The sequence below is a fragment of the Streptomyces sp. NPDC050528 genome, from assembly GCF_044457795.1.
Lineage (GTDB): Bacteria > Actinomycetota > Actinomycetes > Streptomycetales > Streptomycetaceae > Streptomyces.
Map to the genome: position 1 here is coordinate 302,805 of NZ_JBITHH010000002.1, position 12,517 is coordinate 315,321.

Below are 12,517 nucleotides of genomic sequence, written 5' to 3' on the forward strand. Positions count from 1 at the left end.
ACGCTTGCGCAAGCGTTTACGGGTGCGCGGGCACCGTCGTCAGCAGTGGCTTCGGGGAGGTCTTGCCCATCGGTGAGCCCATCGCGGTGATGGTCAGGACCAGCGCGAACGCGAGCGCGAGTCCGGTCGCGGCGGCGATCAGGGCACGCATGCCGGCCTCCCGACAGACAGGAACTGATAGGTCGTCAGGTCCGGCACCGTAGCAACGCACGGGCGAGATGAGAACACGTTGCACACGCACGAGGGGCGTACACGACGAGGGCGCCCGTCCGCCGTGGCGGAGGGCGCCCCTGTGTCCTGCGGTCGTACGGCCGGGCTATGCGCTCGGTGTCGCGGAGCTGCTCGTGCCGGCGCCGGCACTCGGGCTGGGGCTCGGGCTGGCCGAGGAGGTGTCGGCCGCCGTCACGGTCAGTTCGACCGTGAGGGTCGCGCCGCCCGTGGTGGTAATGCGGAGCAGGAAGGTGCCGGTGGTGTCGTCGGCGTACAGCTTCGGCAGCTTCAGGAGGCCGTCGGCGTCCGTGGCCAGGCCCGTGAGGGTGCGTACGGTCTTGCCGTCCGCGTCCTTGAAGTAGGGGCCCTTGTCGTTCTCGGTGGCGTCGTCGGCGGCCTTGATGAGGGTCGCGGTGGCGGCGACCTTGTCGGCGACGGCGCCGTTCTCCGTGGCCTTCACCTCGACCTGGTCGGCGAACTCGCCGCCCGCCGTGCAGGTCAGCGCCGTGGTGCTGGTGCGGACGAGAGTGTCGGCGACGCGGGGCGTGACGCTGGCCGTGTAGTCGAGACCGGCGATCGTACGGCCGACGACGGTCGCGCGGACGGTGAAGTCACCGGTCGTCTCGCCGGCTTGGAGGGCGGGGGCGACGGCGACACCGGAGGCGTTGGTGTTCACCGAGGCGACCTTCTCGCCGCCGACGAACGTGGCGTCCGTGGTCCCGATGATCGTGAACCGGATCCTGACCTTGGCGACGGCCTTGCCCGCCGAGGTCTGGGCCTTGGTGCTGATCTTCTTGCCGAACTGCTCGCCCGCGACCGCCGTGAGCTTCGCCGTGCCCGCGTCCGCCAGCTTGGTCACCGTGTCGGTGGGGGTCGGAGTCGGCGTGGGAGTGGGCGTGGGCGTCGGGGTGCCCGTGGAGGGCGTCGTCGGGGTGGTCGGCGTGGAGGGGGTCGCCGGGGTGGTCGGAGTCGGCGACGAGGGCGAAGTCGTAGGACTGGACGGGGAGTTGTCGTCGCTGCGGCCCGACGGGACGGTGCCCGTGCCGTCCGGGACCGAGTGGGTGCCCTTGCGGTAGTACTCCAGCCAGGACAGGACCGTGTTCAGGTAGTCCGTCGAGTTGTTGTAGCTGAGGATCGCGCTGCGCAGGCCCGCGTCGGTCGACAGGTTCCAGTTGTTGCGGCACAGGTAGTGGCCGGCGGCGAGGGCGGCGTCGTAGATGTTGTTCGGGTCCTTGACCCCGTCGCCGTTGCCGTCGCGGCCCGCCCAGGCCCAGGTGGACGGGATGAACTGCATGGGCCCGACGGCCTGGTCGTACGTGCTGTTGCCGTCGTACTGGCCGTTGTCGGTGTCCTTGATGAGCGCGAAGCCGTTGCCGTCGAGCGCGGGGCCGAGGATCTTGGAGGTCGTGGTGCCGTTCGCGTCGACCTGGCCGCCGCGGGCCTGGCCGGACTCCACCTTGCCGATGGCGGCGAGGAGTTGCCAGGGGAGGTTGCAGCCGGGCTTGGAGGAGGCGAGTTCCGTCTCGGCCTTCTTGTAGGCGTCGAGGATGGTCGCCGGGATGCCGGCCTCGGCCTCGCCCACCGAGACCGGGGTCCCTATGGACGGCGACTGGCTGTCGCTCGGGCTCGGGTTGGGGCTGCTCAGGGGCGGGAGGTCCGTGTAGTACGGCGAGTCTCCGGTGGCGCTGTGGTCGGTGCTCCCGTCGGGCGTCGCCTGGTCGGTGGCGAGCGTTCTGTGGGCACCGGTCACCGCCGGAGCCTGGGACGCGGACAGTGCCGCGACCGCTGCCGCGGCCACCGCCGTCGTCGCCGCACCCTTGCGCAGCCGCCTGCCGAAATGCGCCGTCATGGAGTGAACCCCTCCCAGGGACGCCCGAGCGCCCGTCTTTGTCTGTTGCCTCTGCGCCTGTTGTGACGGTCGACCCGCCCCGCAGGTTGCCCTCGTGGTGCTTTTCGGATGGTGTGTACTTCTGTTCCGGTGCCTCCGCCCGCCCGTGCTCCCCTGCGCGGGGACCCAGGCGACCCTACGACAACTTGCTTTGCACGGGCACCCGTTCGTGACCGTTATTCACCGCCTGGCCATATGCCGATGTCTCCTACGGGGAGCCCTGTTGCCGTTCACTTTGAGTCATGCCGCCGCCGTACTGCCCGCCGTGCGCGGCGACGGACGGGGGCGGGGGCGTCTCGTACCGGCGGTGCTCGTGGCGGGTTCCTTCGCTCCCGACATGACGTACTACGCGGCGAGCGCGGTCCCCGGGGCGATGGGGTTCGGAGAGGTCACGCACTCCTTCCCGGGTGTCTTCACGGTCGACGTCGCGATCACCTGGGCGACGGTCGCCCTGTGGCTGCTCCTGCGCGAACCCCTGGTGGCCCTGCTCCCGCGCGCCCGCCAACCCCGGACGGCGACCCTGTTGCGCTGCGGCACTCCACGCGCGCGTGTGTCCCCGTCACTGGTCGCGTGGTGGTACGTCTCGGCGGTACTCGGCGGCCTGACCCACGTCGTGTGGGACGCGTTCACGCACCACGACCGGTGGGGCGTACGCCTGTTCCCCGTCCTGGACCGGGAGTTGGCGGGCAGGCCACTGTTCTCGGCCCTCCAATACGGCAGTTCGGCGGTCGGCGCGCTGCTGATCACGGCGTTCGTGGTACGTGCGCTACGACGGGTTCCGGCCGCCGAGCCGGTGGGGGTGCCCGAGCTGTCGGTACGGGACCGGTGGGCGGCCGGGGTCGTCCTGGCCGCCTGCGCCCTAGTCGCGGCGGCGGAACGAGCGTCGACCTGGTGGGCCTACTGGGGCTCGACGGCGACCCCCTGGGACCTGATCCCGACCCTGTGCTTCGGAGCGGGCGCCGGGCTGGTGCTGGGCGTGCTGCTCTACGTGGCCGGCGTCCGCGTATGGCGCCCGGCGGCGACCGGGGTGCCTGACGACCCGGACGGGTTCAGCGCACCGTCAGGGGGCGACGGAGGGCCGAGGGGCAGCGCGAGGGAGACGCGATCACGCTGAACCGTCCGGCGGGGTCACGATGAACACCGTCATGGTGTGCACGGAACGTGACTGCGGGAGCCGGCTGAGGACGAGATCCAGGTAACTGCGCCCCAGATCGGCCCAGAGCCGCCACACGGGAGTGCCGGTGGGCGTGATGGCGGGCCCTTGCGGATGTCTGGCTTGTTCTCGGGGGTCTACGGCCGTGTCGTCCCGGAACGTGAGGCGCCGCCGGAGGCCCGCGGCCGTGTGCCGGACGGCCATGGCGAGGTCGGCGGGGATGCGGGCGGTGCTTGCGCCGACCGAGAGGGCCGGAACCGGCGAGCGGCGCCCACCGTGCGCGGCAGCGTCACCCGCTGCCCGCACCTGGGCCGTCCGGCGGTGGAGCGTGCGTATACCCATGCCCGCATCCTTACGGTCGCCGGGGCCGGGGGGCGCTTCCGGCGGGGCCACGCGGGTGACGGGCCCTCCGGGGGTTGGGCGGGGGGTGTGCGGCGGGGTTCGTGTGTGCCGGGGGTGGTGTGTGCCGGGCGGGGTGGGGTGCGGGGCGGATACCCTGCGGGGCGGGTCAAAGCAGAGGTCAGGGGCGCGCCCGCCCACGCCAGCCGTAGCGCTCGCCACCCCAGCCGGCCCGCATCCCGGCCCGCCCCTCGCAGACCGCCCCCACCACACCCCGTCCCACCCCGGTCGGCACACCCCACCCCCGGCCGGAGAAACCCCCCGCACAACCCCCACCCAACCGCCGGAGGCTAGTGCGCGGCCGACTCCCAGTCCGGACCCACTCCCACCGAGACGTCCAGCGGTGCCCGGAGGTGGACCGCGCCGGCCATCGCGTGGCGGACGAGTTCCTCTGTGGCCGTGCGCTCGCCGGGGGCGATCTCCAGGACGATTTCGTCGTGGACCTGGAGGAGCATGCGGGACTTGAGGTCGGCCTCGCGCAGGGCGGTGTCGACCTTGAGCATGGCCATCTTGACGATGTCTGCCGCGGTGCCCTGGATGGGCGCGTTCAAGGCCATCCGCTCGGCCGCCTCGCGGCGTTGGCGGTTGTCGCTGTTGAGGTCGGGGAGGTAGCGGCGGCGGCCGAAGAGGGTCGCCGTGTAGCCCGTCGCCCTCGCCTCGTCGACCGCGCGGCGCAGATAGTCCCGTACGCCGCCGAAGCGCTCGAAGTACGTGTCCATCAGGACCCGTGCCTCGCCCGCGTCGATGTTCAGCTGCTGGGAGAGGCCGAAGGCGGAGAGGCCGTAGGCGAGGCCGTACGACATCGCCTTGATCTTGCGGCGCATCTCCGCGTCGACCGCGGAACCCTCGACCGAGAACACCTGGGAGGCGACCGTGGTGTGCAGGTCCTCCCCCGAGGTGAAGGCCTCCAACAGGCCCTCGTCCTCGGAGAGATGGGCCATCACGCGGAGCTCGATCTGGCTGTAGTCGGCCGTCATGAGGGATTCGTAGCCCTCGCCCACCACGAAGCCCCTGCGGATCGCCCTGCCCTCGTCCGTGCGGACCGGGATGTTCTGCAGGTTCGGGTCCGTCGACGACAGGCGGCCGGTCGCCGCCACCGTCTGGTTGAACGTCGTGTGGATGCGGCCGTCCGTCGCGATCGTCTTGATCAGGCCCTCTACGGTGACACGCAGCTTCGCCTGTTCGCGGTGGCGGAGCATGATGACCGGCAGTTCGTTCTCGGTCTGGTTGGCCAGCCAGGCCAGCGCGTCCGCGTCCGTCGTGTAGCCGGTCTTCGTCTTCTTCGTTTTGGGCAGGCCGAGTTCGCCGAAGAGGACTTCCTGGAGCTGCTTGGGCGAGCCGAGGTTGAACTCGTGCCCGGCCGCCGCGTGCGCCTCCTTCACCGCCTGCTGCACGGCACCGGCGAACATCTGCTCCATGGCTTCGAGGTGCGCCTTGTCGGCCGCGATGCCGGACCGCTCAAGGCGGGCCAGCAGGATCGACGTGGGCAGCTCCATGTCCCGGAGCAGGTCCGCCGCGCCGACCTCCTGAAGGCGCTCCCCGAAGGCGTCCCCGAGGTCGAGGATCGCGCGGGCCTGCACCATTAGGGCGTCCGCCTCGGCGCCGTCGTCCGCGCCGAAGGCAAGCTGGCCGTCGGCCGTGGCGGCGGGGGCCAGTTCGCGGCCGAGGTACTCCAGGGACAGGGCGTCCAGGTCGAAGGAGCGGCGGCCGGGCTTGACCAGGTAGGCGGCGAGCGCGGTGTCCATGGAGATGCCGGCGATCGTCCAGCCGTGCTCGGCGAAGACCCGCATCGCGCCCTTGGCGTTGTGGAACACCTTGGGGCGGTCGGCGTCGGCCAGCCAGGCCGCGAACGCGTTCTCGTCGCCCTCGTCCAGCTCGGCGGGGTCGAACCAGGCGGCCGCTCCCCCGGTGGTGGCCAGCGCGACCTCGGCCACCGAACCGGTGCCCAGCGCCCAGGTGTCGACGGTGGCGACGCCGAGCGGCTCGGTGCCGTAGTCGGCCAGCCAGCCCGTGAGTTCGCCGGTGCCGAGGACCGAGCCGTCGACCGCCACACCGCTCTCGGCGGGCGGGGTCGCGTCGGCCTCCTCGTTGCCCGGGTCGACGGCCAACAGGCGCTCGCGCAGGGAGGGGTTGCGGATCTCCAGGGTGTCGAGAACCATCGCGAGGGCCGTGCGGTCGTACGGAGCGCGCTCCAAGTCGAGGACCGTCTTGGGCAGTTCGACGTCCTTGACCATCTCGGTCAGGCGGCGGTTGAGCTTGACGGCGTCCAGGTGGTCGCGGAGGTTCTGCCCGGCCTTGCCCTTGACCTCGTCGACGCGCTCGACCAACTCCGCGAACGAACCGAACTGGTTGATCCACTTCGCGGCGGTCTTCTCGCCGACGCCGGGAATGCCGGGGAGGTTGTCGGACGGGTCTCCGCGCAGCGCCGCGAAGTCGGGGTACTGGGCGGGCGTCAACCCGTACTTCTCGACGACCTTCTCCGGAGTGAACCGGGTCAGCTCGGAGACGCCCTTCGTCGGGTACAGGACCGTGGTGTGGTCGGACACCAGCTGGAACGAGTCGCGGTCGCCGGTGACGATCAGCACGTCGAAGCCCTCGGCCTCGGCCTGGGTGGCGAGCGTGGCGATGACGTCGTCGGCCTCGAAGCCGTCGACCGCGAACCGCGACACGTGCATCGTGTCGAGCAGCTCGCCGATCAGCTCGACCTGGCCCTTGAACTCGTCCGGGGTCTTCGAGCGGTTCGCCTTGTACTCCGTGAACTCCTCGGAGCGCCAGGTCTTGCGGGACACGTCGAAAGCCACCGCGAAGTGCGTGGGCGCCTCGTCGCGCAGGGTGTTGGCCAGCATCGACGCGAAGCCGTAGATCGCGTTCGTCGGCTGGCCCGTCGCGGTCGTGAAGTTCTCCGCGGGCAGCGCGAAGAACGCGCGGTAGGCCAGCGAGTGCCCGTCCATCAGCATCAGCCGTGGACGGTCTCCGCCGGAGGTGTTCCCGGAGGTCTTGTCGGTCTTCTTCGATGCTGTCTCTGCCACGCCCCCGATCCTGCCACGCCCCACTGACAGTCGGAGTCACAGCCGCCGCGTCGGAGGTCACGGTCGCGACGGCCGACTCGCACCGGGGGTGGCGAAAGTCGCCGCCGAGACGGCGCGAGCGGCGGCTGAAATCGCCGTGGCCCGCAGCCCAGAGGCGCATAAGGAGGCGGAGGCGAAGGTGGCGGGCTCGGTGGCGTCGCGGCGACGGCCGTAGGAGAAGGCGACGGTCGTAGGAGAACCCGTCCCCGTGGCCGCGCGGCACGCGCGCGTGATCGAGGTCGCCGACCGGCATCCCCGACCCGACCTCGACCACCGCGTGCACCGCGTGGCACGCGCGCGTGCAAAGGTCCCCGCCGTCGCGGCAACGGACGCGTCCCGGCCAGTCCCGGTGCACGTCGGACGGACCCGGCACCGCCCGCCGCAGCACAGGCCGGACAAGCCCACCCCGCGCCTCACCTCACCCCGCGTACGCGCCGGACCCCCTCGTAGCCGCCGCCCGCCGCGAAGAAGCCGTTGCCCCACCCCCCGCACACCGCACACCGCACACCACCCCCGCCCACCTCACCCCACCCCACCTCACCCCACCTCACCCCACACGCACGCTCACCCCGCCCAGCTCACCCCACGCGCTCACCACACCCCCCGAACCCATAGATCCCGCAAACCGACCTCGGCGTTGTCACTGCCGCATGCGAGGATCGAAGGTGTAGCGCACATGTGCCAGTGAAGGAGGGCCCGCGATGGCCACGAAGCCGCCCAAGGGTGATCCCGTTCAGGATGCCCCGCAGGTCACCGAGCCGAAGCACGCCGCGGCCGGGCTTCCGGCGATCGGGCACACGTTGCGCATCGCGCAGCAGCAGATGGGGGTCAAGCGCACCGCGTTGACGCTGTTGCGGGTCAATCAGAAGAACGGGTTCGACTGCCCGGGCTGCGCGTGGCCGGAGCCGGACCACCGGCACGCGGCGGAGTTCTGTGAGAACGGCGCGAAGGCGGTCGCCGAGGAGGCCACCCTGCGCCGGGTCACCCCGGAGTTCTTCACGGCCCATCCGGTGGCCGATCTCGCGACCCGCAGCGGGTATTGGCTGGGGCAGCAGGGGCGGCTCACGCATCCCATGTACCTCCCCGAAGGGGCGGAGCGCTACGAACCGGTCTCCTGGGAGCGTGCCTTCGACATCGTCGCGGAGGAGATCGCCGCCCTCGGCTCCCCCGACGAGGCACTGTTCTACACCTCGGGCCGGACCAGCAACGAGGCCGCGTTCCTGTACCAGCTGTTCGCACGGGAGTTGGGCACCAACAACCTGCCGGACTGCTCCAACATGTGCCACGAGTCGAGCGGTTCGGCGCTGAACGAGACGATCGGCATCGGCAAGGGCAGCGTCCTGCTGGAGGACCTCTACCAGGCCGACCTGATCGTCGTCGCCGGCCAGAACCCGGGGACCAACCACCCGCGCATGCTCTCCGCCCTGGAGAAGGCCAAGGCCAATGGCGCGAAGATCATCAGCGTGAACCCGCTGCCCGAGGCGGGCCTGGAGAAGTTCAAGAACCCGCAGACCCCGCAGGGCATGCTCAAGGGCGCCGCCCTCACCGACCTGTTCCTGCAGATCCGCATCGGCGGCGACCAGGCCCTCTTCCGACTCCTGAACAAGCTCATCCTTGAGACGGAGGGTGCGGTCGACCAGGCCTTCGTCGACGAACACACCCACGGCTACGAGGAGTTCGCCGCCGCCGCGCGGGACGCCGACTGGGACGAGACGCTCCTCGCCACCGGGCTGACCCGCCCGGAGATCGAGAAGGCCCTGGAGATGGTCCTCGCCTCCGAGCGCACCATCGTGTGCTGGGCGATGGGCCTCACCCAGCACAAGCACGCCGTACCGACCATCCGCGAGGTCGTCAACTTCCTTCTGCTGCGCGGCAACATCGGCCGCCCCGGCGCCGGCGTGTGCCCCGTGCGCGGCCACAGCAACGTGCAGGGCGACCGCACCATGGGCATCTTCGAGCGGCCCGCACCCGCCTTCCTGGACGCCCTGGAGAAGGAGTTCGGCTTCGCCCCGCCGCGCGAGCACGGCTACGACGTCGTCGCCGCGATCCGCGCCCTGCGCGACGGCGACGCGAAGGTCTTCTTCGCCATGGGCGGCAACTTCGTGTCCGCCTCCCCCGACACCGAGGTCACCGAAGCCGCCATGCGGCGCGCCAGCCTCACCGTGCACGTGTCGACGAAGCTCAACCGCTCCCACGCCGTCACGGGCGCGCGTGCCCTGATCCTGCCCTGCCTGGGCCGCACCGAGCGCGATCTCCAGGGCGGCGGCGAGCAGTTCGTGACCGTCGAGGACTCCATGGGCATGGTGCACGCCTCCCGCGGCCGCCTGGAGCCCGCGGGCGCCGAGCTGCTGTCGGAGCCGGCCATCGTGTGCCGCCTCGCCCGCCGCGTCCTCGGCAGCGAATCCCGCACGCCCTGGGAGGAGTTCGAGAAGGACTACGCGACGATCCGCGACCGCATCGCGCGCGTGATCCCCGGCTTCGAGGACTTCAACGCGCGCGTGGCCCACCCCGGAGGCTTCGCCCTCCCGCACGCCCCGCGCGACGAACGCCGCTTCCCCACCGCCACCGGCAAGGCCAACTTCACCGCGGCGCCCGTCGAATACCCCGAACTCCCCGAAGGGCGCCTGCTGTTGCAGACACTGCGCTCGCACGACCAGTACAACACCACGATCTACGGCCTCGACGACCGCTACCGGGGCATCAAGAACGGCCGCCGGGTCGTCATGGTCCACCCCGACGACGCCGCCCGGCTCGGGATCGCCGACGGGTCGTACGTCGATCTGGTCGGCGAGTGGAAGGACGGGGTGGAGCGGCGGGCGCCCGGTTTCCGGGTCGTGCACTATCCGACCGCGCGCGGCTGCGCGGCCGCCTACTACCCCGAGACCAACGTCCTGGTCCCCCTGGACGCCACCGCCGACACCAGCAACACCCCGGCCAGCAAGTCCGTTGTCGTACGTCTGGAACAATCGGCGACCGACTGAGCGTCCGCTCAGCCGTCAGTCAGGTCCACCAGCCAGGCGCAGGACGAACGGAGTCGGCCCCATGGGCGAGCAGCAGCACGGAAAGTTCCCGCAGGACGTCATCGACGAGTACTCGGCACTCGGCATCGACCTGGTCGCCCTCTTCTCCGCGGGGCACCTCGGCACCCGGATGGGCGTGGAGATCGTCGAGGCGTCCGCCGAGCGCGTCGTCGGCACCATGCCCGTCGAGGGGAACACCCAGCCGTACGGACTGCTCCACGGGGGCGCCTCCGCCGTCCTGGCCGAGACCCTCGGCTCGCTCGGGTCGATGCTGCACGGCGGCAGCAAGAAGCTCGCCGTCGGCGTCGACCTGAACTGCACCCACCACCGCGGCGCCCGCTCCGGCCTCGTGACCGGCGTCGCCACCCCCGTCCACCGGGGCCGCTCGACGGCGACGTACGAGATCGTGATCAGTGACGAGGACGGGCGACGGGTGTGCACCGCGCGGCTGACCTGCATGCTGCGGGACCTGAAGCCGGGCGATCCGATCCCCGCGAACACCGCGGGCTGAAACCCCGCCAACCGGCCCCGGACCGGCGGATGTCGACCCCGTCTTCCGCACCCCCGTCCACTCCCCTACCGTTTCCCCATGAGGCTGCCGGCATGAGCGGTATCGGGCCCGTCGAATCCGTCGACTCTCGGGAGGCGGACGGGAGTTACGAAGTCATCGGGGGTGACTCGCCCCGCCTGACGGACCATTGGCACACCCTGCCCCGGCGCACCCGCCAGGCCGCGCTCGCGGCGGGCACCGTCGTCGCCGTGGCCGTCGGAGCCGTCCTCCTGCCGCCCTTCCACGACGGGCGGCAGGAGAGCCCCACCCCGCCCGTGCCCTGGCCCGCGAACATCACCGAATGGCGCTACACCGGGCTCGCCCAGACCACCGACACCCCCACCACGACCGGCTTCTTCCGCTTCGCGGTCACCGTGGACAGCGGACCCCCCGTCGCCATCCGCGTCATCGGCGCCGCCTTCGACGGACTCACCGCCCAGGCCGTCCCGCACCCCGTCTTCACCGTCGACAACGGGACGACCCGCCGCGTGACCGTGGAGATATCGGTTTCCGACTGTTCAGGACTGCCCCTGAATGCGGACCTCGCCTTTCTGGACGTAACGCTGCGTAACACGCGCGCAATACAACACCACAGTTTCATCTTCGGCAGCGCCTACTCGAAGGACCTTTCCCAGCTCCTCCACAGGGCCTGCGGCACGACAAACGCCAGGCCAGGCCCACGGCCAAGCGGAAGTGCAGGTTCTCAAAATGTGGACCGTGGCTGAATTCCGCCAAACCGGCCGAGACCCACCCTCCGGGATCCCCGCCAACCTGCACGTCATAACAAGAAAGTCACAAGCCAGCGCACGACGATGCCCATGCCCACAGACCGGGCTTAGAGTCACGGCCAGTCACCGCTCCATCGGGAGTTGGGTACCAGCGCAGCACCTTGCCGCTCCACACCGGGGCGGTTGTGCCTGCGGAAAGGACTGATTGTGCGACAGCGTTCTTTGGTGATACTGACCTCCGTTCTCACGACCGGAGCTCTGACCCTCACCGCCTGCGGCTCCCGGGACAGCGGTAGCAAGAGTGACAGCGGGTCGACCACCCTGACCATCGGTGTCGACGCCCCGCTGTCCGGTGAGAACTCCACCACCGGGCTCGGCATCCAGTACGGCGTCCAGATCGCCATCGACGACGCCAACAAGAACAACTGGGTCCCCGGCGTCAAGTTCAAGATCAAGGCCCTGGACGACAAGGCGCAGCCCGCCACCGGCCAGTCCAACGCCACCGCCTTCACCGGCGACAGCAACGTCGTCGGCGCCGTCGGCCCGCTGAACTCCGGCGTCGCCCAGTCGATGCAGCAGGTGTTCGCCTCGGCCAACATGGTCGAGATCTCCCCCTCGAACACCAACCCCGCCCTGACCCAGGGCAAGGACTGGGCGACCAGCAAGACGCGGCCGTACAAGACGTACTTCCGCACCGCCACCACCGACGCCCTCCAGGGTGCCTTCGCCGCCGACTACGCGTACAACGGCCTCAAGAAGAAGAAGGCCTTCGTCGTCGACGACAAGCAGACCTACGGCGCCGGCCTGGCCGGGATCTTCAACAGCGCCTTCAAGAAGCTCGGCGGCTCCATCGCGGGCACCGACCACGTCAACACCGGCGACACCGACTTCAGCTCGCTCGTCACCAAGATCAAGAACTCCGGCGCCGACCTGCTCTACTACGGTGGCCAGTACGACGAGTCGGAGAAGATCACCAAGCAGCTCAAGGGCGCCGGCGTCAAGATCCCGCTCTTCGGCGGTGACGGCATGTTCGCCACCACCTACATCCAGACCGCGGGCAAGGCCGCCGAGGGCGACCTCGCCACCTCCGTCGGTGTCCCCGCCGACACCCTGCCCGCCGCCAAGCAGTTCATCGCGACCTACAAGGCCAAGGGCTACAAGGGTGACTACGGCGCCTACGGTGCCTACGCCTACGACGCCGCCACCGCCATCATCAAGGCCGTGAAGGCTGTCAAGGACGGCAACAGCGACAAGCTGCCCTCCGGCAGCGACCTCCGCTCCAAGGTCGTCGACGCCGTACAGAAGTCCGACTTCGAAGGCATCTCCGGCAAGGTCGCCTTCGACCAGTACGGCGACACCACGAACAAGCAGCTCACCGTCTACCAGGTCACCAACGGCGCCTGGAAGGCCGTGAAGACCGGCACGTTCAACGGCAGCTGACCTCACCAGCTCCAGCACCACCGCACCACGGGCCGCGCGGAAGGAGGATCCCGACCGCGCG

The 12,517-nt window shown here is 70.4% G+C and carries 9 protein-coding genes; 5 read left to right on the top strand and 4 right to left on the bottom strand.

All coding sequences use genetic code 11. From position 1 onward, the window contains the following. Positions 1 to 16 precede the first annotated feature (16 nt). Together ACIBK4_RS08750 and ACIBK4_RS08755 are read right to left on the bottom strand one after the other, a co-directional pair. Positions 17 to 151 carry an SPW_0924 family protein gene (locus ACIBK4_RS08750; RefSeq protein WP_329247643.1) on the bottom strand — a complete coding sequence of 45 codons (135 nt, stop codon included), beginning with the start codon at positions 149 to 151 and terminating at the stop codon, positions 17 to 19. Between the two features lie 165 nt (positions 152 to 316). After that, complete coding sequence (locus tag ACIBK4_RS08755) at positions 317 to 2,059, bottom strand: lytic transglycosylase domain-containing protein (RefSeq protein ID WP_398993481.1); 1,743 nt, start codon at positions 2,057 to 2,059, stop codon at positions 317 to 319. A gap of 262 nt (positions 2,060 to 2,321) precedes the next feature. Between ACIBK4_RS08755 and ACIBK4_RS08760 the strand changes: the two genes are divergently transcribed. Then, the gene (locus ACIBK4_RS08760; protein ID WP_398993483.1) at positions 2,322 to 3,212 is read left to right on the top strand and encodes a DUF4184 family protein; all 891 of its coding nucleotides are present in this window, start codon (positions 2,322 to 2,324) and stop codon (positions 3,210 to 3,212) included. Here the strand turns inward: ACIBK4_RS08760 and ACIBK4_RS08765 are convergent. Both ACIBK4_RS08765 and polA read right to left on the bottom strand, forming a co-directional pair. Next, positions 3,204 to 3,593, bottom strand: coding sequence for a hypothetical protein (locus tag ACIBK4_RS08765; protein ID WP_398993485.1), 390 nt, complete (start codon positions 3,591 to 3,593; stop codon positions 3,204 to 3,206). The two genes, ACIBK4_RS08760 and ACIBK4_RS08765, sit on opposite strands and share 9 nt — an antisense overlap. Before the next feature lie 347 nt (positions 3,594 to 3,940). Further along, a complete protein-coding gene (gene polA, locus ACIBK4_RS08770) occupies positions 3,941 to 6,679 on the bottom strand; it encodes a DNA polymerase I (protein WP_398993487.1) in 2,739 nt (912 codons plus the stop codon). A 740-nt stretch (positions 6,680 to 7,419) separates the two neighbouring features. On the opposite strand from polA, the gene ACIBK4_RS08775 reads away from it, so the two are divergent. From ACIBK4_RS08775 to ACIBK4_RS08790, 4 genes are all read left to right on the top strand, one after another. Further along, positions 7,420 to 9,699, top strand: a complete 2,280-nt coding sequence (locus ACIBK4_RS08775) for an FdhF/YdeP family oxidoreductase (protein WP_398993489.1) — start codon at positions 7,420 to 7,422, stop codon at positions 9,697 to 9,699. A gap of 61 nt (positions 9,700 to 9,760) precedes the next feature. Further along, on the top strand, positions 9,761 to 10,249 hold the full coding sequence (locus tag ACIBK4_RS08780; protein WP_398993492.1) for a PaaI family thioesterase: 489 nt from the start codon (positions 9,761 to 9,763) through the stop codon (positions 10,247 to 10,249). A gap of 92 nt (positions 10,250 to 10,341) precedes the next feature. Further along, positions 10,342 to 11,013: a hypothetical protein gene (locus ACIBK4_RS08785; protein ID WP_398993494.1), complete on the top strand. Its 672-nt coding sequence runs from the start codon at positions 10,342 to 10,344 to the stop codon at positions 11,011 to 11,013. A gap of 225 nt (positions 11,014 to 11,238) precedes the next feature. Further along, entirely contained in the window at positions 11,239 to 12,456 is a 1,218-nt protein-coding gene (locus ACIBK4_RS08790; protein WP_398994382.1) for a branched-chain amino acid ABC transporter substrate-binding protein, read from the top strand. Positions 12,457 to 12,517 lie beyond the last annotated feature (61 nt).